The organism is Janthinobacterium sp. GW822-FHT07A03, from assembly GCF_058798815.1.
The window spans coordinates 234,719-255,430 of sequence record NZ_JBXAKW010000009.1 but is presented as its reverse complement, the minus strand read 5'-3'; the positions used below and the strand labels follow the sequence as shown (position 1 = coordinate 255,430).

21 protein-coding genes and 1 tRNA gene are annotated in these 20,712 nt (G+C 58.7%); 14 read left to right on the top strand and 8 right to left on the bottom strand.

Annotation, left to right across the window (positions count from 1 at the left end; translation table 11 throughout):
• Window positions 1-34 precede the first annotated feature (34 nt).
• The 9 genes from AC1RJW_RS24465 to AC1RJW_RS24425 all read left to right on the top strand — a co-directional run bounded on the left by AC1RJW_RS24465 (window position 35) and on the right by AC1RJW_RS24425 (window position 9,560).
• Window positions 35-1,249 carry a BaiN/RdsA family NAD(P)/FAD-dependent oxidoreductase gene (locus AC1RJW_RS24465; protein ID WP_493047250.1) on the top strand — a complete coding sequence of 405 codons (1,215 nt, stop codon included), beginning with the start codon at window positions 35-37 and terminating at the stop codon, window positions 1,247-1,249.
• A gap of 162 nt (window positions 1,250-1,411) precedes the next feature.
• Window positions 1,412-1,624: a 30S ribosomal protein S21 gene (gene rpsU, locus AC1RJW_RS24460; RefSeq protein WP_008451879.1), complete on the top strand. Its 213-nt coding sequence runs from the start codon at window positions 1,412-1,414 to the stop codon at window positions 1,622-1,624.
• Between the two features lie 195 nt (window positions 1,625-1,819).
• Window positions 1,820-2,272 carry a GatB/YqeY domain-containing protein gene (locus tag AC1RJW_RS24455; protein ID WP_070287781.1) on the top strand — a complete coding sequence of 151 codons (453 nt, stop codon included), beginning with the start codon at window positions 1,820-1,822 and terminating at the stop codon, window positions 2,270-2,272.
• A 130-nt stretch (window positions 2,273-2,402) separates the two neighbouring features.
• A complete protein-coding gene (gene dnaG / locus AC1RJW_RS24450; RefSeq protein WP_436493889.1) occupies window positions 2,403-4,199 on the top strand; it encodes a DNA primase in 1,797 nt (598 codons plus the stop codon).
• A gap of 464 nt (window positions 4,200-4,663) precedes the next feature.
• Entirely contained in the window at window positions 4,664-6,904 is a 2,241-nt protein-coding gene (rpoD, locus tag AC1RJW_RS24445; RefSeq protein ID WP_070287785.1) for an RNA polymerase sigma factor RpoD, read from the top strand.
• 108 nt (window positions 6,905-7,012) lie between these two features.
• Window positions 7,013-7,091, top strand: a tRNA-Ile gene (locus tag AC1RJW_RS24440).
• 452 nt (window positions 7,092-7,543) lie between these two features.
• Window positions 7,544-8,014, top strand: a complete 471-nt coding sequence (locus AC1RJW_RS24435) for a hypothetical protein (RefSeq protein WP_493047249.1) — start codon at window positions 7,544-7,546, stop codon at window positions 8,012-8,014.
• Window positions 8,015-8,161: 147 nt separating this feature from the next.
• A complete protein-coding gene (locus AC1RJW_RS24430) occupies window positions 8,162-8,998 on the top strand; it encodes a hypothetical protein (protein ID WP_493047248.1) in 837 nt (278 codons plus the stop codon).
• Between the two features lie 226 nt (window positions 8,999-9,224).
• Window positions 9,225-9,560, top strand: coding sequence for an FKBP-type peptidyl-prolyl cis-trans isomerase (locus AC1RJW_RS24425; protein ID WP_493047247.1), 336 nt, complete (start codon window positions 9,225-9,227; stop codon window positions 9,558-9,560).
• Between the two features lie 108 nt (window positions 9,561-9,668).
• On the opposite strand, the gene AC1RJW_RS24420 is transcribed toward AC1RJW_RS24425, so the two are convergent.
• Window positions 9,669-10,382 carry a YjjG family noncanonical pyrimidine nucleotidase gene (locus AC1RJW_RS24420; protein WP_493047246.1) on the bottom strand — a complete coding sequence of 238 codons (714 nt, stop codon included), beginning with the start codon at window positions 10,380-10,382 and terminating at the stop codon, window positions 9,669-9,671.
• Between the two features lie 124 nt (window positions 10,383-10,506).
• Here AC1RJW_RS24420 and AC1RJW_RS24415 point away from each other — a divergent pair, with 124 nt between their 5' ends.
• Together AC1RJW_RS24415 and AC1RJW_RS24410 are read left to right on the top strand one after the other, a co-directional pair.
• Window positions 10,507-11,232 (top strand): pyridoxine 5'-phosphate synthase, encoded by a 726-nt coding sequence (locus AC1RJW_RS24415; RefSeq protein ID WP_493047245.1) that lies wholly within the window; start codon window positions 10,507-10,509, stop codon window positions 11,230-11,232.
• The gene (locus AC1RJW_RS24410) at window positions 11,220-11,750 is read left to right on the top strand and encodes a DUF2947 family protein (RefSeq protein WP_493047244.1); all 531 of its coding nucleotides are present in this window, start codon (window positions 11,220-11,222) and stop codon (window positions 11,748-11,750) included. Before AC1RJW_RS24415 ends, AC1RJW_RS24410 begins: the two co-directional genes overlap by 13 nt.
• A gap of 55 nt (window positions 11,751-11,805) precedes the next feature.
• Here AC1RJW_RS24410 and AC1RJW_RS24405 read toward each other — a convergent pair whose 3' ends face one another.
• From AC1RJW_RS24405 to AC1RJW_RS24395, 3 genes are read right to left on the bottom strand one after another with little or no spacing between them, the layout of a single operon-like run.
• Complete coding sequence (locus AC1RJW_RS24405) at window positions 11,806-12,207, bottom strand: STY0301 family protein (protein ID WP_493047243.1); 402 nt, start codon at window positions 12,205-12,207, stop codon at window positions 11,806-11,808.
• Window positions 12,204-12,665 (bottom strand): BPSL0067 family protein, encoded by a 462-nt coding sequence (locus tag AC1RJW_RS24400; protein ID WP_493047242.1) that lies wholly within the window; start codon window positions 12,663-12,665, stop codon window positions 12,204-12,206. The genes AC1RJW_RS24405 and AC1RJW_RS24400 overlap by 4 nt, the downstream gene beginning before the upstream one ends.
• A 32-nt stretch (window positions 12,666-12,697) precedes the next feature.
• Complete coding sequence (locus tag AC1RJW_RS24395; protein ID WP_121670366.1) at window positions 12,698-13,189, bottom strand: DUF4265 domain-containing protein; 492 nt, start codon at window positions 13,187-13,189, stop codon at window positions 12,698-12,700.
• Window positions 13,190-13,311: 122 nt separating this feature from the next.
• Here AC1RJW_RS24395 and AC1RJW_RS24390 point away from each other — a divergent pair, with 122 nt between their 5' ends.
• Window positions 13,312-13,719 carry a GFA family protein gene (locus AC1RJW_RS24390; RefSeq protein WP_493047241.1) on the top strand — a complete coding sequence of 136 codons (408 nt, stop codon included), beginning with the start codon at window positions 13,312-13,314 and terminating at the stop codon, window positions 13,717-13,719.
• 8 nt (window positions 13,720-13,727) lie between these two features.
• Here AC1RJW_RS24390 and AC1RJW_RS24385 read toward each other — a convergent pair whose 3' ends face one another.
• Both AC1RJW_RS24385 and AC1RJW_RS24380 read right to left on the bottom strand, forming a co-directional pair.
• Window positions 13,728-14,333 carry a glutathione S-transferase gene (locus AC1RJW_RS24385; RefSeq protein ID WP_493047240.1) on the bottom strand — a complete coding sequence of 202 codons (606 nt, stop codon included), beginning with the start codon at window positions 14,331-14,333 and terminating at the stop codon, window positions 13,728-13,730.
• A 71-nt stretch (window positions 14,334-14,404) separates the two neighbouring features.
• On the bottom strand, window positions 14,405-15,124 hold the full coding sequence (locus AC1RJW_RS24380) for a Crp/Fnr family transcriptional regulator (protein WP_035828139.1): 720 nt from the start codon (window positions 15,122-15,124) through the stop codon (window positions 14,405-14,407).
• Between the two features lie 541 nt (window positions 15,125-15,665).
• Between AC1RJW_RS24380 and AC1RJW_RS24375 the strand changes: the two genes are divergently transcribed.
• Entirely contained in the window at window positions 15,666-17,354 is a 1,689-nt protein-coding gene (locus AC1RJW_RS24375) for a methyl-accepting chemotaxis protein (RefSeq protein WP_493047239.1), read from the top strand.
• 7 nt (window positions 17,355-17,361) lie between these two features.
• On the opposite strand, the gene AC1RJW_RS24370 is transcribed toward AC1RJW_RS24375, so the two are convergent.
• Window positions 17,362-17,580, bottom strand: coding sequence for an oxidoreductase-like domain-containing protein (locus AC1RJW_RS24370; protein WP_493047238.1), 219 nt, complete (start codon window positions 17,578-17,580; stop codon window positions 17,362-17,364).
• Window positions 17,581-17,943: 363 nt separating this feature from the next.
• Between AC1RJW_RS24370 and AC1RJW_RS24365 the strand changes: the two genes are divergently transcribed.
• Complete coding sequence (locus AC1RJW_RS24365) at window positions 17,944-19,494, top strand: DEAD/DEAH box helicase (protein WP_493047237.1); 1,551 nt, start codon at window positions 17,944-17,946, stop codon at window positions 19,492-19,494.
• A gap of 648 nt (window positions 19,495-20,142) precedes the next feature.
• Here AC1RJW_RS24365 and AC1RJW_RS24360 read toward each other — a convergent pair.
• Window positions 20,143-20,439 (bottom strand): hypothetical protein, encoded by a 297-nt coding sequence (locus AC1RJW_RS24360; protein ID WP_493047236.1) that lies wholly within the window; start codon window positions 20,437-20,439, stop codon window positions 20,143-20,145.
• Window positions 20,440-20,712 lie beyond the last annotated feature (273 nt).

Sequence of the window (20,712 nt, the reverse complement as noted above, 5' to 3'; positions counted from 1 at the left end):
GGCGTCTTTGTAATCAGCGGTGACCGGAATTCTTATGGCAAAACAATTTGATGTGGCAGTGATCGGCGCGGGCGCGGCCGGCATGATGTGTGCGGCTGTTGCCGCCCAGCAAGGCAAGCGCGTGGTGTTGATCGATCACGCGGCCAAGCTTGCCGAAAAGATCCGCATCTCGGGTGGCGGGCGTTGCAACTTCACTAATATTAACGCCACGCCGCAAAATTTCCTCTCGGAAAATCCGCACTTCTGCAAGAGTGCGCTGTCGCGCTATACGCCGCAGGATTTCCTCGCGCTGGTGAAAAAATACCGGATCGGCTACCACGAAAAGCACAAGGGCCAGCAATTCTGCAATGAATCGGCCGAACAGATCATCGACATGCTCAAGGACGAGTGCGCCGCCGGCGGCGTGCACTGGCGCATGCCATGCAAGATCGACAATGTTGTCCAGCAAGACGACGGCGGCTTCGTGCTGCAGACGGACAGCGGCGACATCGAGACGGCCAGCATCGTCATCGCCACGGGCGGCCTGTCGATCCCGAAGATCGGCGCCACCGACTTTGCCTACCGCATCGCCAAACAATTCGATTTGATGATGGTCGAGCCGCGTCCGGCCCTGGTGCCGCTGACGTTCGACCCGGCCAGCTGGGCGCCGTTTGCGGAACTGTCCGGCATCGCGCTGGAAGTGGATGTGGAAACGGGCAGCCTGAAGGGCCGCAAGGCCACGGGTGCGCGTTTCCGCGAAGATTTGCTGTTTACGCATCGCGGCCTGTCGGGCCCGGCAATTTTGCAGATTTCCAGTTACTGGCTGCCGGGCGAGCCCATCGTCATCAACCTGTTGCCGGAAGTCGACGTGGCGCAGACCTTGATCGAAGGCAAGGGCACCCTGAAGAAGCAGCTGGGCAATATCGTTGCCCAATGGCTGCCGCAGCGCCTGGCGGATTGCCTGCTGGCCACGAACGGCCTGGCGCCGGACGCGCGCATCGCCGACATGCCCGACGCGCAGCTGCGCAAGCTGGGGCAGGCCATCAATGCCTGGTCCATCGTGCCGAACGGTTCCGAAGGCTACCGCAAGGCGGAAGTGACGCGCGGCGGCATCGACACGCGCGAACTGTCGCAGCAGACCATGATGGCCAATAAGGTGCCGGGCCTGTATTTCATCGGTGAGTCGGTCGATGTGACGGGCTGGCTGGGCGGCTACAACTTTCAGTGGGCCTGGGCTTCCGGCATGGCGGCAGGTATTGCCTTGCAGTAAGCAACTCTGTAGGATGGGTGCACCGGTGCGTGGTTTACGCCACATTCCGGCAGCGACCTCAGGCTGCATGCCGCACGCAAGTGGGGAGGGGCTTCCCTTTCCGAATAAAAGCTGCTACTATCTATCTCTTCCTATACACCACCTCAACGGTTTGAATTTTACATGACCACTATTCGCCTTAAAGAAAACGAGCCGTTCGAAGTCGCAATGCGTCGCTTCAAACGCACCATCGAAAAAACGGGTCTGCTGACCGAATTGCGCGCTCGCGAATTCTACGAAAAGCCAACAGCTGAGCGCAAGCGCAAGCTGGCAGCTGCTGTCAAGCGTCATTACAAACGCATCCGCAGCCAACAACTGCCGAAAAAATTATTCTAAGACTGTTCAGTCAGAACCAACCCGGGTAGTTCGGCGCATTGTTCGCCACGGGTTTTGTTTTGATTCGCCTGGAGTGATACTTCAGATGAGTCGCATACCCGCTCCGGTTCGCCGCAGCGGGTTTTCGCTTTTGTGGCCGCCTGCTTGGAGTGCCTGCACGAGCATCGAGCCCTACTTACCAACACGAGGATTGCCATGAGCTTGAAAGAACAAATTACCGAAGACATGAAAAACGCCATGCGCGCCAAGGAAGCGGGCAAGCTGGGCACGATTCGCCTGTTGCTGGCGGAAATCAAGCGCAAGGAAGTCGACGAGCGCATCGAATTGACGGATGCCCACGTGACGGCCATCGTGGAAAAGATGATCAAGCAGCGCAAGGATTCGATCACCCAGTTCGAAGCCGGTGGCCGTGCCGATCTGGCCGACATCGAAAAAGCCGAGCTGGTGCACCTGATCGGCTACATGCCTGCCGGCCTGTCGGATGAAGAAGTGGCGGCCGAAGTGGCTGCCGCCGTGGCCGCCTCGGGCGCCGCCGGTCCGCAAGACATGGGCAAGGTCATGGCCATCGTCAAGCCGAAGCTGGCTGGCCGCGCCGACATGACCGTGGTGTCCGCCCTGGTCAAGAAAGCCTTGACGCCGGCCGCGTAAGCAACAATAGTAGCAAGGGCTGCCAGCCGTCGCGCTGGCAGCCTGTTAAACAGCCCACACGTTGACCTGGCTCAACCTCAGGCCACGTGCGGTAGTATAGTCTGACCTATAACAAGACCCGCCCTAGCCAGTGATACCTCAATCCTTCATTTCCGATTTGCTCAACCGCGTCGATATCGTCGATGTCGTGGGGCGCTATGTGCAGCTGAAAAAAGGCGGCGCCAATTTCATGGGCTTGTGCCCGTTCCACAGTGAAAAATCGCCCAGCTTTACCGTCAGCCCCACCAAGCAGTTCTATCACTGCTTCGGCTGCGGCGCGCATGGCACGTCGATCGGCTTCCTGATCGAATACTCGGGCATGGGCTTTGTCGATGCCGTCAAGGACCTGGCGCAGAACGTGGGCATGGTCGTGCCGGAAGCGGACGACAAGATCCCGCCGGCCCAGCGCGCGCAGATCCAGGCGCAAAGCCTGGCCCTGTCCGACGCCATGACGCAGGCGTGCGATTATTACCGCGGGCAATTGCGCCACGCGCCGGAAGCCATCGCCTACCTGAAGAACCGGGGCTTGACGGGCGAAGTGGCCGCTCGCTTCGGCATGGGTTTTGCGCCAGGCGGCTGGGATAACCTGCGTTCCGTGTTCCCCGATTACGACGTGGTAGCCCTGGCCGAGGCCGGTCTCGTGATCGACAAGGTCGATGAAGAGGGCAACAACCGCAAGCGCTACGACCGTTTCCGCGAACGCATCATGTTTCCGATTCGCAATACCAAGGGCCAGGTCATCGCCTTTGGCGGCCGCGTGCTCGACCATGGCGAACCGAAATACCTGAATTCCCCGGAAACCCCCTTGTTTTCCAAGGGTTTTGAACTATATGGCTTGTTCGAGGCGCGCCAGGCCATCCGCGATGCCGGCTACGTGCTGGTGACGGAAGGGTATATGGACGTGGTGGCGCTGGCGCAGATGGGTTTCCCGCAGGCGGTGGCCACCCTGGGCACGGCGTGCACGCCCACCCACGTGCAAAAACTGCTGCGCCAGACCGATAACGTGATTTTCAGCTTCGACGGCGACAAGGCCGGCCGCCGCGCCGCCCGCCGCGCGCTGGAAGCGAGCCTGGCCCACGTGTCGGACAATAAAACGATCAAATTCCTGTTCTTGCCGTCGGAACACGATCCGGACAGCTATATCCGCGCATTCGGCGCCGAAGGTTTTGAGCAGCAAGTGCATGAAGCCATGCCGCTGTCGCAATTCTTGCTGAAGGAAGTGTCGGGCGAGCATGATTTGTCGGAGCCGGAAGGGCGCGCCCGCGTGCAGTTCGACGCCAAGCCCCTGCTGCAGCTGATGGCGCCGTCGTCCTTGCGCCTGCAGATCGTGCGGGGCCTGGCCCAGCTGACGCAGTCCACGCCGGCCGAGATCGAGGCCCTGTTCGAGCTGGCGAAACCCGTTGCCGTGGCGCACCGCGCGCCGCCGAAATCGGGTCGCCCCGTGCCCGTGGGCCTGGAATTGAAGATCATGCGCATGCTGGTGGCGCACCCGCCCTTGACCCTGCGCATCGATGAAGCGGCGCTGACCGCCTTCCAGCACCTGGGACCGGATGCGGCGCACAGCCTGGGGCAGCTGGTGGCCGTGGGCCAGGCACTGGGCGAGCACGGCAGTTTTGCCGCGCTGGCGCAGCAGTTGAAGGAGCTGGGCAGCGAATACGACGAGATCATCGGCGAGATCGCGGCCGGCACGGAATCCGATTACGACAGCGAATTGTCGTGGCTGGTGAGCACCATCCGCGAGATCAAATTGAATGCCTTGAAGGCGGAATTGCAGCAATTGTTTGCGTCGGGTTTGCCATCGGAGAAAATTGGTGTACGCTACCGCGAAATCATGCAGGAGCAGGGTGAGCTGGAACGCGAACGCGATGCCGAGTTGGTGAATCGCTAACCTTGCCCTGAGGATATGGCGCGCACTGGAAAAACATTTTTCGCGTGCTATAATTAAATGCTAAGTATTGTGTGCTTTGGCAAGCTAGTTCTGTTTCGTAAATAGTATTTGTTTTCAGTAAGTTAGGCTCTTGATCGGCGCGGTGGATCGTGTCGGCAGCCAGGGCCAACTGGCGCTTTCGGCGTTGCGGGCAAGGCTCGCGGACGCTGGCAAGCCGCGCCAGGCTCTCGCTCCCAACGCGGTCGATGCAGGAATTTTTGCCGAGACGGCTGGCAACAGCCGGTGGACAGGAATTGCTGCGCTTCCCGCGGATCGTGGCCGATGAGGTGTAAGTAACGTAACAGTGTCGAATTTGCGTAGTCGGCAGGTTCGAAGATGGTGGTTCCCGCAGGTAGACAGGGAACTGGCAGCAAACTTTATCCTAATCCACCGTAAAGCAAGTCGTTGTGTAATCGAAAGCGCCTGTGCCAATCAAGAAACCCGAATCCAAAGCGGCTGCAAAGCCCACTAAAGTTACCACGAAAGCCGAAAAGGCGCTCGACCGGCCCGAAGCGCGCGTGACCAGCGCGCCCGTGGTCAGCCAGACCACCGACGCCGCCACCCTGGCGGCCATCGATACGTCCGGTTATGTCTTGCCGTCGGTAAAAGTGCCAGGCCGCCGCGGCCGCAAGCCCAAAGAATTCCAGCCAGAAAATGATGAAGTCGCCGCCCTGAACGCCGTCGAGCGGGCCGAACTGAAGGCCGTCGACAAGGCCAAGGCCAAGGACCGCAAGGCGAAAGAGCGCGCGCTGCTGAAGGACGCTTTCTCGTCCGACACGGAAGCGAGCGAGGAAGAACTCGAGCGCCGGCGCCAGAAACTCAAGACCCTGATCAAGTTCGGCAAGGAACGCGGTTTCCTCACGTATGCGGAAATCAACGATCACTTGCCCGAAAACATCGTCGATCCGGAAGCCATCGAAGGCATCATCGGCACCTTCAATGACATGGGCATCGCCGTCTACGAACACGCGCCCGATGCGGAAACGTTGTTGCTGTCCGATAACGTTGCCGTCGTCACCAGCGACGACGAGGCGGAAGCGGCGGCCGAGGCCGCATTGTCGACCGTCGATTCCGATTTCGGCCGCACCACCGACCCCGTGCGCATGTACATGCGCGAGATGGGCTCGGTCGAGCTGCTGACGCGCGAGGGCGAGATCGAGATTGCCAAGCGCATCGAAGATGGCTTGAAAGACATGATCCAGGCCATTTCCGCCTGTCCCGTGACGATCGCCGAAATCATCGCCGCCGCCGACCGCATCGCCAACGAAGAGATCAAGATCGATGAAATCGTCGACGGCCTCGTCGATGAAAACGAACCGGTCGCCGCTGCTCCGGTCGTGTCCGCTCCCGTCGAAGAAGACGAGGAAGAAGGCGAAGCGGAAGAAGAGGAAGAGGAAGAAGAGGAAGAAGCGAGCGCTTCCGGCGCGGCCGGCTTCTCGGCCGAACAGCTGGAAACCCTGAAACGCACGGCGCTGGAAAAATTCGCCGTCATTTCGCAGCAATTCGACAAGATGCGCCGCGCCTTCGAAAAGGAAGGCTACAACTCGAAACCGTACGCCAAGGCGCAGGAAGCCATTTCGCAAGAGCTGCTGGGCATCCGCTTCACGGCCAAGGTCGTGGAAAAGCTGTGCGACACCCTGCGCGGCCAGGTCGACGAAGTGCGCCATATCGAGAAACAGATCCTCGACGTGGCCGTGAACCGCTGCGGCATGCCGCGCGCCCACTTCATCAAGGTCTTCCCGGGCAATGAAACCAACCTGGACTGGGTCGATGGCGAAGTCAACGCAGGACACGCGTACAGCGCCATCTTGGGCCGCAACATTCCGACCGTCAAGGAACTGCAGCAGCGCCTGATCGACCTGCAGGCGCGCGTCGTGCTGCCGTTGCCGGACTTGCGCAACATCAACCGCCAGATGGCGGCCGGTGAAATGAAGGCGCGCAAGGCCAAGCGCGAAATGACGGAGGCCAACTTGCGCCTGGTCATTTCGATCGCCAAGAAATACACGAACCGGGGCCTGCAATTCCTCGACCTGATCCAGGAAGGCAATATCGGCCTGATGAAGGCCGTCGACAAGTTCGAGTATCGCCGCGGTTACAAGTTCTCGACGTATGCGACCTGGTGGATCCGCCAGGCGATTACCCGCTCGATCGCCGACCAGGCGCGCACGATCCGCATTCCCGTGCACATGATCGAGACGATCAACAAGATGAACCGGATTTCCCGCCAGATCCTGCAGGAAACAGGCGCGGAGCCCGATCCGGCCACTTTGGCGATCAAGATGGAGATGCCCGAGGACAAGATCCGCAAGATCATGAAAATCGCCAAGGAACCGATCTCGATGGAAACACCGATCGGCGACGACGACGATTCCCACCTGGGCGACTTCATCGAGGACAACAACACCCTGGCGCCGGCCGATGCAGCGCTGCACGCGTCCATGCGGGGCGTGGTCAAGGACGTGCTCGATTCCCTGACGCCACGCGAAGCGAAAGTGCTGCGCATGCGTTTCGGCATCGAGATGTCCACCGACCACACGCTGGAAGAAGTGGGCAAGCAATTTGACGTGACGCGCGAGCGCATCCGTCAGATCGAAGCCAAGGCGCTACGTAAGCTGCGCCACCCATCGCGCTCCGACAAGCTGAAAAGCTTCTTGGAAGGCAACTAGAAGCCAATAGGGCTTGACGTACGCCCCTGATACCCCTATCCTCGCGTGTCCGTTTCCAAAACGGCCGCGCGAGGCAGGCATCAACAGCGCCGCCAAGCCGCAGTCCCCGGGCCTCTAGCTCATGCTTGGTTAGAGCAGCGGACTCATAATCCGTTGGTGCCGTGTTCGACTCACGGGAGGCCCACCAGAATTTAGTAGTAGAGAATTAGCCCCAGCGGGTGACTGCTGGGGCTTTTTTTTATGCGCTAGACAATCAGCGCAAGGTTTGGTCGTTTGGATGGGCTGGTTATGGTTTTGTCACTAATTTCAAATTATAGCGGTACGGAGTGCATAGGAGGTGCTGCGCACTTTGCCTGCGTTCGACCTTGTATTTGCAATTGAGTACGCGCCGGCTCATGATCGTTGTTCAATGCGACTATGATTGGGCTTGTGTCTGAATGGCGGACCTGACCCTACCACCCCTACTACCACCCCTCAAAAGTACTATTTTGTACCCGGTTTCATACCCAGTTTTACGTTTCTCTGCCGTATTGGTGCTGGAAAGCGTTGCAGCACCGACGTGCTTGTTTCACACAGCCTCAATAGTCATCACCTTGGGTTATACTTGTGAAGTTGCCAATACAACCCTCATCTGCCACTATGAATGTCTATCGCAAACTGCTTATCTTGGGGATCAATCAACTTTTAGAAAAAGGGTTGATACGCTTTGACTATACCGAAGAGGAATCTCGTGGCGCAGGCGGTTACATCACTACAGTGATTGCCGGCGAAACTTCCATAGTTAACTGGGACCCTATAGGTTCAGGGGAGCTGCGTATTTCCGTTTGGTGGAAGTTTAATATAGATAACCATCCTCAGGCTAATCTTAGCGGCGCTCAACAAGAAAAATTCCTCACCTCTAGCCCTTTAGCGAAATCGCAGCACTATCTTAAATTTGTGGGGGCAACCGCTAGTGGCTGGCTTGAGCGAGAAAGAGGGCGTTATCTTATGGGAAAAAACTCTGAGAATATTTTCGACAAATATTTACGAAAGGGTGAAAGACTGGCGTTGGAGATGGTCCCGACGCCGGCCCCAAATGGCTATAAAACCGAGGGGAAATTCATTTTTTAAGCCTATTTAGGAGCGTAGCCAAATGGTTCGCCGTTATGCACACTTCCCGGTATCCTATTTACCGGTATATGCAGATAGTTTGCCGAGCATAGTCGGTTAGAGTCTGTGTATTACGCTGATATTTAAAATTTTTTAGATTAATTATATATGACAGACGAAAAAATCATTAAAACATGTGGTCTTGTTATGCCAATTTCTAGTATGGAAGGATATCCTGCAGAACATTGGTCCGAGGTTAAATCTATAATTACTGATGCTGTGGAAGCTATCTGTGATTTTAAAATTACAGTAAGACTCGTAAGCGATGCTGATGATGTCGGAGTGATTCAGAAACGTATTGTTCAGAATCTTTACTCATCAGATATCGTGGTTTGTGATGTAAGTGGTAAGAACCCAAATGTAATGTTTGAATTAGGAATGAGGTTGGCATTCGATAAACCAACGGTTATTGTAAAAGATGATAAGACTGATTACTCATTTGATACTGGTGTGATTGAACATATTGCCTATAGGCGTGATTTGCGATTTGCTTCTGTTGTTTCTTTCAAGAAGAATCTTCTGGATAAAGTTATTGCTACGATGAGGGAGGCAGAGAGAGACCCTACACATTCAACTTTTTTAAAGAATTTTGGTACTTTTACTGTAGCTAGTTTAAAGCAGGCGGAAGGCTCAACGGATAAGGTTGTAATTGAAATGCTTTCTGATTTGCAATCTGAAATCGCTGGAATGCGTAGGATGTCTATTGGTAAGGTTTCACGGCCTACATTTGATATGAGATCTAGGATACGAACTGGAATTGTTAGGTGGTGTAAAAATAATGATGTAACCGTTAAGGATGCGTTAGGAAGAGAAGATTTCTACGATTATATGGAGGATTTGATTGATGCTAAAAAGATATTTGCCACTCGAGATGAGTTTAAGAGCGATATTGATGCCGAAATATATGTTTTGAGTGCTAAGGGCGGTGATTTGGTTATTAATTAGACCGGTCTACTCTTTGATTTTTAATGGAATAATCTAATTTTTCTGTGCGATAGTATTCTATTTCGCCAGTAGAGCATGTACCTCATAATCCGTTGATGCCGTGTTCGACTCACGTGAGGCCCACCAGAATTTGCAGCAATAGATTGAGCCCCGGCGGGCCACTGCCGGGGCTTTTTTCATGCTGTCGTACAATCGCGGCATTGATATTTCTCAAGGATGAAACGGGATGACGGCTGAAGTGAAGATTGACGATATCGTGGTGGGTGATGGCAAAGCGGCGGCGCGTGGCGCGCTGGTCACGGCGCATTACCGGGGTTGGCTGGAGGATGGGACGGAGTTTGACTCGTCGCACAAACGGGGCGAGCCGTTTCGCTGTGTGTTGAGCAATAACAAGGTGATCCAGGGCTGGATTCTGGGTTTGCATGGCATGCAGGTGGGCGGCACGCGCAAGCTGTGGGTGCCGGCGGCGCTGGCGTATGGCGAGCGGCAGGTGGGCTTGATACCACCGAACTCCAATTTGATCTTCGAGATCGAATTGCTGGAAGTGCTGACGCGCGATTGATCGCTTGACGCGAACTCAGGCGGGCAGGGCGCTTGCCGTCACTCTACGCGAGTAGCGGCATGTTGTCGTGCCGCTGCCTGCATATTCAGGTGGTGCGCTTGTGGAAGATCAAGCCTGTTTCAAGTTGACCTGCATCATGTCCAGCGCTGGCACGACGTCGTGCAGGCTGGCGACTTCACAGGTGGGGATGGCGGCCGAGGTGTTGGCCATGCCGTCCGGGTTGAACCAGCAGCTGGCGATGCCGTAGCGGTTGGCACCGAGGATGTCGGCGTCCAGCCGGTCGCCGATGATGATGGTCGTCTCCTTGCTGAATGCGCGCGCCATGTTGGCCGCGTAGTCGAAGAAGCGCACGTCCGGCTTGGCGTGGCCGCACGCTTCGGAGGTGGCGACGAAGGAAATGTAGTCGCTCAGGCCGGAGGCCGCGATGCGGCGGTTCTGGATGGCGTCGACGCCGTTGGTGATGATGCCCACTTCGCCGATGCGCGACAGCGTTTCGCACACTTGCTTGGCGCCGTCGATGAGCACGACCGTGTCCGGCAGCGATTCCAGATACAGACGGCTGGCCAGTTCCGGGTCGATGGCGATGCCGTTCAGCGCAAACGTCTTGCGGAAGCGCTCCACCTTCAGGAAATCCTTGCTCACCTCACCCGTTTCGAAACGTTTCCACAGGTCGACGTTGATCGCCTGGTACTGGGAAAACAGCGCGTCGATGCCGTTGCGCAAGCCTAGTTCGTGCATGGTGTGCAGGAATGAGCGTTTTTCGGACGCCCGGAAATCGAGCAGGGTATCGTCGAGGTCAAACAGGAATAGCTGGTAGGTCATGGTATGTATTGAAAGGAACTTGTCTTGCATCGTAGCACGTAGCGCTGAGTTCGGTTGGCCATGCCCTGCGCGGGCGATCCGCTACAATCGCTGCCAGACCCGTCACTTTCACTTCATTCCTGCCATGACCCAGCTCTCCGTCAACGTCAATAAAATCGCCCTGCTGCGCAATTCGCGCGGCCGCAATTTCCCGGACCTGCTCGCGTTTTCCGCGCGCTTCCTCGACCTGGGCGCCGCCGGCATTACCTTGCACCCGCGCCCGGACCAGCGCCATGCGCGCTATGATGATGTTGCCCCGTTGCAGCGCCTGTGCGCGGAACGGGGACGCGAGCTGAATGTGGAGGGCTATCCGGCGGCGGAATTCCTGCAAGTCGTGAAAGACGCGCGCCCGGCGCAATGCACCCTGGTGCCCGATATGCCGGGCCAGCTGACGTCCGATCACGGCTGGGACATCGAACGGCATGCGGCGCTGTTGCGCCCCGTCATTGCGGAATTGAACGACCTGGGCATCCGCGTCAGCCTGTTTGTCGATGCCGACTACCCTGCGCTGGAATGGGCGCGCGAGGTGGGCGCAGCGCGGGTCGAGCTGTACACGGAACGGTTTGCCGAGAGTTATGGCGGCGCGCAGGCAGAGGCCGTGTTTGACACGTATTTGCAGGCGGCGCGGCGGGCACAGGCGCTGGGCTTGGGCGTGAATGCGGGGCACGACCTCGATTTGCACAACCTGGCGCGCTTCCTGGACATTCCCGGCATCCTGGAAGTGTCGATCGGCCACGCGCTGGTGGTCGAATGCATCGAGCAGGGCATGGACAAGGTGCTGGGCCGCTACCTTGAGATATGTCAATCGTAGGAGACTTGGGCGGCGACGCTGGCCGGCCGCTGCAGCCTGAAGCGGACTGGCCTTTCTTCGATGCCGATTTTTTCATATCGGCAGGGACGCTGGCGCAGGTGCGGGTGCTGTCGCCCGATGCGGCGGCGCAACTATGGATACGCCATGTGTCGGCCCAGCCCGACGAAACGCACCCCATGCGGCTGCGCGCGGGACACCGTCTGCAGACGACGGTGTCGGGGCCGGACTGGCTGGCCGAGTTCGATGCCGTTTCCAGCGAACACCCGGCGCAGGGTGGCCGGGTGGCACGGTTTCTCTCTTCCCATTTTCACGGCGCCGGGGCAGCACCCGTCTTTTTCATGGCCAGCCGGACGCTTGCCTATGCGCTGATACCGGCCGCGCTTGCCGCATGCTGGCCTTGCTTGCTGGCCATTTCTGACGAGGGGCCCTTGCTGTACCAGCCTGCCACGGGCAAGTTCGTTTATTTCTCGCCACAGGGGGCGCTGGCGGGAGGTGAGAACGGACTGCAGTCCGTTTAACGGGATGCGTCCATCCGGTGGCGATAGCCGCTCCGCTGCATGCCAGCCGTATTACCTATTTGCACTGAAACCTGACTATTTTCGTTTGCTGTGTAATGGCTGCAACGCACTGTTTGACGCCTGGCAAAGCCATGCGCAGGTAGCGTTCGGTACCCGCATACAGGCAGTCCACCTGAAACAGATACTCGGGCGCATCAAAATTGATGTCCCAGCGTTGATGCAAGGTGCCGTTGCGTGTCCATTCCTTGTCCGGGGCCAGGATAGGCAACGCTTCGCCAGCTGCTGGCGGCTGATGCGACGGATAGGACAGAACGCGTACGCCATCGAGTTTGCTGGCCGGCAGGTTCCAGCTTGAGGGAGGCGCTTGCGGGCAAGAAACGGACGCAATGGGGGCCGCGGCAACTGGCCGCATCGCCGCGGCAGCGATGACCAATGTCGCCAGTGCGAGCGGCTTCATTCCACCACCGAATAGAGTTCGGGGCGATTCGATGCCCCGGCCGCCGAACGGCCAAAGTAGATCACGCGGGCGCTAGGTTTATGGTTGCGCCACTGGTCGAAAATTTCAATGCCGCCAGGCACCTGGCGAATGAATAGCGCCGCATGGTTGCCCTGCCGCAGATTCTGATAGCGGCCGTTGACGAAGGTGGCAATCACCGTGCCTTTCGCGATACCGCCTTTTTCCAGCAGGCCCGGCACTTTGTCTCCTTCGCGCCAAAGCGATGAGGCGCGGGCGCCGGTGAGGTGCCTGACCAGGGTAACGCACTCGCCATTTCCCACGAACTCTTTTTGCTTCGCATAATCGGCACGCGCAATGTAGGGCATAGCGTTGCTCTCTGCGGTTGATGATAGAGAGAGCGTATGCAAGGCGCGGGCAAGCAGCTTGATGTGTGCCAGAGCAATACAGAACATTGACATGTGTCATGGCCCCGCCTGGTGCACGGACAACCTTACATATCCACCCACCAGTTAAGCAAGGTTTCATCATCGTCGTCATCAAGGTTGACGTAGATGTTGGCGAAGTACCATTCCACGCCTGTTGCCTCGCGGAAGGCGTCGAAGGGGCCGTTGACATTGTAGATGCCGTGGTGTCCCGGCACGCTGAAGGTGAGGTTGCCCTTGTACTGGCCATCCATGGTGCCGCCCAGCTGGCTTTGCACGTCGCGTTCGAGCTGGTCCACTGCTGCTTGCGGCACGTCATCGGCGTAGATCTGGATGCAGAAGTTGCCGCCGCGCTTTAAGACTTCGGCGGGGGCGAGCGGGTCGGCGATGCTGACGATGTCGCCGCGCGCCAGGTTCAGGGTCAGGCCGGGCGAGGCCAGCAGTTCATAGACGTGCTCGTCGATCTGGCGCGCCGGCAGGGTTTCATACACGGGACCGCTGGTGTTTTCGCCTGCCAGTACGCGGATGTGCGGCAAGCCTTCGCAATTGATGTCTTCCATTCATTCTTTCATAGTGCCGGCGCGATGCGTTGCGGGCTGTCCTGGGTTGGGGGTTTATGGCAATATTGTACCGGGTACGTGCCGGCTGGCCAGGTACGCAACGGTGCAAACGGGGAGATACGATGGAGAATGCGGTGCAGGCAGGCGGCTGCTTATGTGGCGCGGTGCGCTTCGAAGTGAGGGGCGAGGGCAGCAATCCGCACGGCTGTTCCTGCCGCAATTGCCAGCAGCACACGGGGGCGCCGACGGTAGCGTGGGTGGAGTTTGCGCGCGATCAAGTGCGCTGGACGGGCACGGCCGGCGCGCCGGCCACCTACCGCTCTTCCGAGTATTCCAGCCGGGCCTTTTGCGCCGCTTGCGGCAGTTCCATCGGCGCCATCGACGATGCGCCCACGGTGGCCTTGCTGGTGGGCAGTTTTGATGATCCCAGCCAGGCGGCCTTTGCGCCAGAATATCACTCGTTTGACGATGTCAGGCCGGGTTGGTGGCAGGTTGACCTGGCCGCTGTCGTACCCGCTTCCGGCGATTAGCCGGCGCGTCAGATTGGCGGCGTGGCCAGGAAGGCGGGCAGGGTTTCCGCCGAGCGTGTAAAGGCGTGCACGGCCGGGTAGTCGGCCGGCTTGACGATATCGGGCGTTTCCAGCTGGGCGAAGCTCCAGCCGACGGCGATGGTCACGCCCGCCTGGTCGATACTGCCCGTCTCGCCAGGCAGGGGCAGCTGCGCACATTCCTGTTCCAGCGCATTCCAGGCGGCATGCAGTTGCATGCTGACCCGTTCCAGCCATGGCGCGTGTTGCTTGTCGAGCGGACGCAGCTTGCGTTCGTAGACGATCTGCACGGCTTTTTCATAGGCAGCCAGCGCCAGGCCCGTCAGGCGCAGCGCCCGCACGCTGTCGGCGAGGGTGGGGGCGGACGCGTCCGGGCGCAACAGCGATAGATAGTGCAGGATCAAGGTGGAGTCCATCAGCACTTGCCCGTCGTCCAGGACCAGGGTTGGCACCTTGATGACGGGGTTGATCTCGCGCACGGCATCCATGTTGCGGAACACGGACAGAGGCAAGTGCTCGTAAGCAATTCCCTGCAAGTGCAAACAGATGGCGACTCTGCGCACATAGGGCGAGTCGAGCATGCCGATCAGTTTCATGGCCAGTCTCCGGGGTAGTGAGCGGGAATGCCTACGATACCCGCTTGCCTGCCCGTTTGCCAGCGTGGTGCTTAATTGTGTGCACTGATGCCGCTGCGGAATTGTTCGAAACCGGCGCGCGCTGCCTTGTAGCAATTCCCGGCAGCCGCTTCCAGGCCTTCGCGGTCGAGCACTTCGACCGTGCCGCGGCGGTACTGGATCAAGCCTTCGTCCTGCAGCTTGCGGGCCGTGACGGTGACGCTTTCGCGGCGCACGCCCAGCATGTTGGCCATGGTGTCTTGCGTGACCTTCAGTTCGTTCGACAGGGAGCGGTCGAGGCGGTCCAGCAGCCAGCGGCACAGTTTTTGTTCGATGCTGCAATGACGGCCGCCCACCACGTTCTGTGCCATTTGCGCAAACATGGCGCTGGTGTAGCGCATCAGCAATTGCGCCAGTGCGCCGCCTTCATTGAACACTTCGCGCAGGAAGGCGGTTTTCAGGCGGTAGCCATAGCCGGCCGTCTGCACGATGGCGGTGCAGGTGGCGCGCTCGGCTTCGTACAGCACCACGCCGGCGACGCCTTCGCGGCCGATGACGGCGATCTCGGTGGTGGCGCCGTCTTCCATGACATACAGCAGGGAAACGATGGCGTTGGTGGGGAAGTACGTGTATTCAATCTTGCCGCCGCAATCGAACAGGTGCTTGCCGGCAGGCAAAGCGACTAGTTCCAACTGGCAAAACAGGCGCTCCAGATCGGCGCGCGACAAGGCGCGCAGCAATTCGTTCTGTTGCGCGCCGGTGATGCTGATCATGGGCGTGGCGGGAGCGGCTTGCCAGTTGTGCTGGGCGGCGGCGTGGCTATTCGTGGCTGGGGTCAGGTTGCTATAAGCTTTGTACATGGTAGGGCCTCGTCTTCTGATTTTGTTGGATGGCGCTGCTTTTCTGGCTTGCTAGCGTTGTGCTGAATCTTGTATCCACTATAGGACCAGGGGGCGCCGGCGGGCATCGGATGAGCCGACGTGCTTATGTAGGCTAGGAACATTGCCTCGTGTCATCCGACTCCTACGCTGTTTTTTCATTTTTTCCTCTGGACACAACGGTGCCGGGGCAAAAAATACGCAGCTTGCCCGCGACACGCGAACTTTGGCTGCCTGCAGCGGTCAAACCACTCTGCGCCATAGTGCGACGGTGATAAAATGTTGCCTTGTGGAAATTGATCCGTGTTTCGGCAAGAGCTCTTGCTCTCCCTTGCTGATCATTTCCGCTTCAACCTGCCCTCACTGCCCGCGCCGTGCATTTGTTGGCGCGCGCCTGTCTAGTCCCGCTTACCCGTTTAATGAAGGAAAGCAACGCATGAAATGGTTTTTTGATCTGAAAATTGCCACCAAGCTGATCTTGTCGTTTGGCGCCGTGCTGCTGTTGACGGCCGCGCTGGGCGTGTCGGCGATCTTTTCCATGGCGCGCATCAATACCGCGTCGACGGACCTGTCCGACAATTGGATGCCCAGCGTGCTGGCAGCCATGTCCATGCGCAGCGATGTCAGCGATTTCCGCCGCTGGGAACTGGCGCACATGCTGGCCGCGCAGGATGCCGACATGGCGCAGAACGAAACGCGCATGACGGAAACGCAGAGCAAGCTGAAGGCCGATGCCGACAAGTACCGCAGCCTGATTTCCGAACCGGGCGAGAAGGACGTGTTCGAGCGTTTCCTGGCGCTTAACGATGAATTCATGCGCCTGCACGCAACCATGCTGAGCCTGTCGCGCGAGATGAAGAAGGAAGAGGCGCGCGCGCTGGCCGTCGGGCCATCGGCCCAGGTCATGACGGACATGATGGTGGCCCTGGATAAACTGGTGTCGATTAACACGGACGGCGGCATGCGCTCGAGCGCCAGCGCTGACGCAACGTATGCGGCCTCGCGCGCCAGCCTGATCGGCTTGCTGGTGGGCATCGTCGTCATCGGCATGCTGCTGGCGCTGTGGGTGGCGCGCAGCGTGGCGCGCCCGCTGATCGAAGCCGTCGGCGTGGCGCGCCAGGTGGCGGCCGGCGACTTGACGGCGCATATTGTTGTGCGATCGCAAGACGAAACGGGGCAATTGATGCAAGCTCTGAAAGACATGAATGCCAGCCTGCAGAACCTGGTGGGCCAGGTGCGCGGCGGCACCGATACCATCGCCACGGCGTCGAGCCAGATTGCCGCCGGCAACCAGGATTTGTCGTCGCGCACGGAAGAGCAGGCCAGTTCGCTGGAAGAAACGGCCTCGTCGATGGAAGAGCTGACCTCGACCGTGAAGCAGAATGCGGACAATGCGCGCCAGGCCAACACCATGGCGCTGACCTCGTCGAGCATCGCCATCGAAGGCGGCAAGGTCGTCAGCGAAGTGGTGGGCACGATGGCGTCGATCAACGCGTCGTCGCGCAAGATCGTCGACATCATCGCCGTCATCGACGGCATTGCTTTCCAGACCAATATCCTGGCCCTGAATGCGGCAGTCGAGGCGGCGCGCGCAGGCGAGCAGGGGCGCGGCTTTGCCGTCGTCGCCACGGAAGTGCGCAACCTGGCGCAACGCTCGGCCGCGGCGGCCAAGGATATCAAGGTCCTGATCGGCGATTCGGTCGAGAAAGTCGAGGCGGGATCGAAACTGGTGGACCAGGCGGGCCGCACGATGGATGATATCGTTGCCAGCATCACGCGCGTGACGGACATCATGAGCGAGATCACGGCCGCCAGCAGCGAGCAGAGCGCCGGTATCGAACAAGTCAACCAGGCCATCGCCCAAATGGACCAGGTGACGCAGCAAAATGCGGCCCTGGTGGAAGAGGCGGCGGCAGCGGCCGAATCGATGCAGGAGCAGGCTGCCAGCCTGAGCGAGGTGGTCAGCATCTTCAAGCTCGATGTGGCCAGCGCCGCCGCAAACCGGCCGCGCGCCCCTGTCAAGGCTGTCAAGGCGCCTGCAGCGGCGGCGCCGGCACCTGCACCGCGTCAATTGGCCAGCACGGCGCGCCGCGCGGCGCCAGTGGATGAGTGGGAAAGCTTTTAATTAAGCGTTAAGCGCGCTTGCGCGGTTTCTTGACGCCCTGGGTGGCGGGCGCGGCAGCGGCTTGCTGGCGCTGTTGCCACGCCCTCAGGGCATCTTCGTAGGCGGCCAGGTCTTCCTGGTACATTTCCAGTACGCAAAAAGTGCAACCGCTGTGGCAGCACTCGTCATTGCCCGGTTTGCTGGGCGGTTGCGGTTGCGGATCGTGGGGGAAAGGCGGGGTGGGCATGGTAAGGGCAGGAGACGGCGGAGCGGGCATCGGAGCTGGCATGATACGGCATCCCGGCGGGCTATTGCTGGAACGCTTTTTGCTCAAAAATCACGGTTTCCGTGTACAGTTGCGGTGAATTAGGGTATCGTTTACAGCACTGATATTGTATCTTCTGCGCGCGATGTTCCGCCGGCGCGATCTCCGCCGCCATCGCAGCACATCTCCTCGACGCTCCCGCATACGCCATACAGCATGTCCCGGAGCACGGAGGTGCCGCAAGAACAATGATCCATGGCTTGCAAGACGGAGCTGCCTGTGCCCCGAAATGTTGTTTATTGAGAAAGCATGGCTTCCGCAGTGCGGAGGCACACCAGAAAATTTATGTCTGAAACCGAATCGACTCCTACGCCCAGCCCGGCGATTGCCCCTGAAGCGGCGCCTGCCGCCGCACCTGCACCAGCACCTGCCGCATCCGCTGCTCCCAGCCTGACCTTTGCCGACTTTGGCCTCGCGCCTGAAATCCAGCGCGCATTGACCGACCAGGGTTATACCCATCCGACGCCGATCCAGGAACAAGCGATTCCCGTGGTGCTGCAAGGCCGCGATGTGATGGGGGCCGCGCAAACGGGCACCGGCAAGACGGCCGGTTTTTCTTTGCCGATCATCCAGTTGCTGATGGCGCATGCCAGCAGCAGCATGTCGCCGGCACGCCATCCGGTGCGCGCGCTGATCCTTACGCCGACGCGCGAACTGGCGGTGCAGGTGGCGGAAAACGTCAAGGCCTACGCCAAGCACACGCCGCTGCGTTCGACCGTCGTCTTCGGCGGCATGGACATGAAGCCGCAAACCGTCATCCTGCGCGGTGGCGTGGAAATCGTCATCGCCACGCCGGGCCGCCTGCTCGACCATATCGAGCAAAAGAACATCAGCCTGAGCCAGGTGCAGATGCTGGTCATGGATGAGGCGGACCGCATGCTGGACATGGGTTTCTTGCCGGACTTGCAACGCATCATCAATTTGCTGCCGAAACAGCGCCAGAACCTGATGTTCTCGGCCACGTTCTCGCCGGAAATCAAGAAGCTGGCCGCCACCTTCCTCAACGATCCGCTGACGATCGAAGTGGCGCGCAGCAACCAGACGGCAGACAAGGTCACGCAAGTGGTCTACAAGGTGACGGAAGACCAGAAGCATGCCCTGGTTGCCCATCTGCTGCGCCAGCGCGACCTGAAGCAGGTCATCGTGTTTTCGAACACCAAGATCGGCGCCTCGCGCCTGGCCCGCGTGCTGGAACAGGAAGGCATGAGCGCCACGGCGATTCACGGCGACAAGAGCCAGCAGGAACGCATGGCGGCGCTGGAAGCGTTCAAGAAGGGCGAGATCGACGTGCTGGTGGCCACCGACGTGGCGGCGCGCGGCCTGGACATTTCCGACTTGCCTTGCGTCATCAACTTCGACTTGCCGTACAACGCGGAAGATTATGTGCACCGCATCGGCCGCACGGGCCGCGCCGGCGCCTCGGGCGACGCCATTTCGATCTACTCGGATAAAGACGAGCGCTTGCTGGCCGATATCGAGAAACTCATCAAGCAAAGCATCAAGCGCGGCGAATTGACGGGCTTTAACCCGGCGCCCGCCCGCAGCAGCGACAGCGAGCGCCGTCCGCCGCGCCGCAGCGAAGGTGGCGAGGCACGTCCCGCGCGCGCCCCCGACAGCCGCCATGCCAGCGACAGCCGCGACAGCCGCTCCGCCGAGCGCGGTGCCCGTTCCGCGTTCGGTCCCGGCGCCCGCCGCGAAAAGGCCGATCCCTGGTTCCTGAAGCCATATGAGCCTGCCAAGGCGGCGGCCCCCGCTGCCGCCAGCATGGCGCCGGCCGCGGCCAAGCCGAAGCAGAAGGTGGCAGCGTTGTTGGGTGGATTGCTGAAGCAACAATAGGCGGGGCGCAGTTCTTATCCATGGTTTTGTTATGGGATAGAGCTTGTTGCTTGCCAGTAAAGAGGAGATGCCCGCCTGTCAAGGCGGGCTTTTTTTCGCCGCGAGAATGTGCTGGCAAGGCTTGGTGGGGCCTCAGTCCCTGCATTATTTTTCTGATTTTGCGGGCTCGTCCTGAAGGGGTGCTTCGCGAATATATTAATTTCGATATTTTTTCAATGGCAGGCAATTCTTTGTATTTATATATTAAATAATTAACTTATGACCTCATCTTTATTTTATATCGTCCGGCTTGCGGACCTCTTAATTTGCTTTTAATTGTATTTGACCGCTATTTTCTTGATCGACGCAGACGCATCAGTGCTTTTTTGTTGATATGCCTCACTTGTTTTCCTATGCATGAGGTATTGGGCATTGCGCCAATCCTGCTTGCGGCTGGCTTGCCTGCGGATGGCAGTTGTACATCATCGATGGATCCGGGATATGCCGGGTTCTGTCGCGTGGCGCTGGGATTGCCAGTCATGCCGCAGGAATACTTTGCCGATTGCATGGGGCATTGGACGAACTTGTGTCGCGGTAACGACACATCCGCCACGTATTCCAGGGCTTGAGAGGATTGCATTTTTTGTGACAAGGTGTAAGAGATTTTTTTTATTGCATAAATTTGGCATAGGCTACGGTTGGGTTCAGCTTGGCAGTTTTTTGTTGTTGGAAGTGCCATGCGCGTCTGGCCGAAAGTGTGCGGTCAGGCGTGCTGCCATGGACATCCTGTGCGCCGTATGGGGGGGCTGGCGGCACGGACTGGGCTGTCGGCTTGTTGTGCTTATTTTTTGATAATATTGATATATCGGCTGATAAGAGGCGATTATTCTGCTTTTGGTATTTTGAAGTGTGTTGGTGCTGTACGTATTTTGAAAAATTAATATGTAAATTGCTGACGTGGGACATTTTCTGCGGGGCGCTGGATTTGATTTTCGATGCCGGCCTCTGGTAATAAATGTATGTTTCATTTAAAATGAACGCCCGATTTTTGTGCCGCGCGGTGTTGATTTATTGATAATTTTCTCGGCGGGGTTTGCTTTTCTTCCACAATTGAATGATTGATTCAATATAAAGATTTGCTGATCTTTCTTGGTCAGGCGCCGTATGCTGGCAAGCTCTCTCACGCAGAGCAGTGCCTGGAATGCGGTCTGCAGCGCGCATTGCATGATAATTTATGCG

Bases quoted from the DNA above. Each gene is read 5' to 3' on its own strand.
- rpsU (WP_008451879.1), top strand. From the start codon at position 1,412: ATGACCACTATTCGCCTTAAAGAAAACGAGCCGTTCGAAGTCGCAATG.
- AC1RJW_RS24420 (WP_493047246.1), bottom strand. From the start codon at position 10,382: ATGACCTACCAGCTATTCCTGTTTGACCTCGACGATACCCTGCTCGAT.
- AC1RJW_RS24410 (WP_493047244.1), top strand. From the start codon at position 11,220: ATGTCAATCGTAGGAGACTTGGGCGGCGACGCTGGCCGGCCGCTGCAG.
- AC1RJW_RS24425 (WP_493047247.1), top strand. From the start codon at position 9,225: ATGACGGCTGAAGTGAAGATTGACGATATCGTGGTGGGTGATGGCAAA.
- AC1RJW_RS24430 (WP_493047248.1), top strand. From the start codon at position 8,162: ATGACAGACGAAAAAATCATTAAAACATGTGGTCTTGTTATGCCAATT.
- AC1RJW_RS24400 (WP_493047242.1), bottom strand. From the start codon at position 12,665: ATGTCAATGTTCTGTATTGCTCTGGCACACATCAAGCTGCTTGCCCGC.
- AC1RJW_RS24380 (WP_035828139.1), bottom strand. From the start codon at position 15,124: ATGATCAGCATCACCGGCGCGCAACAGAACGAATTGCTGCGCGCCTTG.
- AC1RJW_RS24365 (WP_493047237.1), top strand. From the start codon at position 17,944: ATGTCTGAAACCGAATCGACTCCTACGCCCAGCCCGGCGATTGCCCCT.
- AC1RJW_RS24435 (WP_493047249.1), top strand. From the start codon at position 7,544: ATGAATGTCTATCGCAAACTGCTTATCTTGGGGATCAATCAACTTTTA.
- AC1RJW_RS24375 (WP_493047239.1), top strand. From the start codon at position 15,666: ATGAAATGGTTTTTTGATCTGAAAATTGCCACCAAGCTGATCTTGTCG.
- AC1RJW_RS24415 (WP_493047245.1), top strand. From the start codon at position 10,507: ATGACCCAGCTCTCCGTCAACGTCAATAAAATCGCCCTGCTGCGCAAT.
- AC1RJW_RS24395 (WP_121670366.1), bottom strand. From the start codon at position 13,189: ATGGAAGACATCAATTGCGAAGGCTTGCCGCACATCCGCGTACTGGCA.
- AC1RJW_RS24385 (WP_493047240.1), bottom strand. From the start codon at position 14,333: ATGAAACTGATCGGCATGCTCGACTCGCCCTATGTGCGCAGAGTCGCC.
- AC1RJW_RS24370 (WP_493047238.1), bottom strand. From the start codon at position 17,580: ATGCCCACCCCGCCTTTCCCCCACGATCCGCAACCGCAACCGCCCAGC.
- AC1RJW_RS24465 (WP_493047250.1), top strand. From the start codon at position 35: ATGGCAAAACAATTTGATGTGGCAGTGATCGGCGCGGGCGCGGCCGGC.
- AC1RJW_RS24360 (WP_493047236.1), bottom strand. From the start codon at position 20,439: ATGTCCCACGTCAGCAATTTACATATTAATTTTTCAAAATACGTACAG.
- AC1RJW_RS24390 (WP_493047241.1), top strand. From the start codon at position 13,312: ATGGAGAATGCGGTGCAGGCAGGCGGCTGCTTATGTGGCGCGGTGCGC.
- AC1RJW_RS24405 (WP_493047243.1), bottom strand. From the start codon at position 12,207: ATGAAGCCGCTCGCACTGGCGACATTGGTCATCGCTGCCGCGGCGATG.
- AC1RJW_RS24455 (WP_070287781.1), top strand. From the start codon at position 1,820: ATGAGCTTGAAAGAACAAATTACCGAAGACATGAAAAACGCCATGCGC.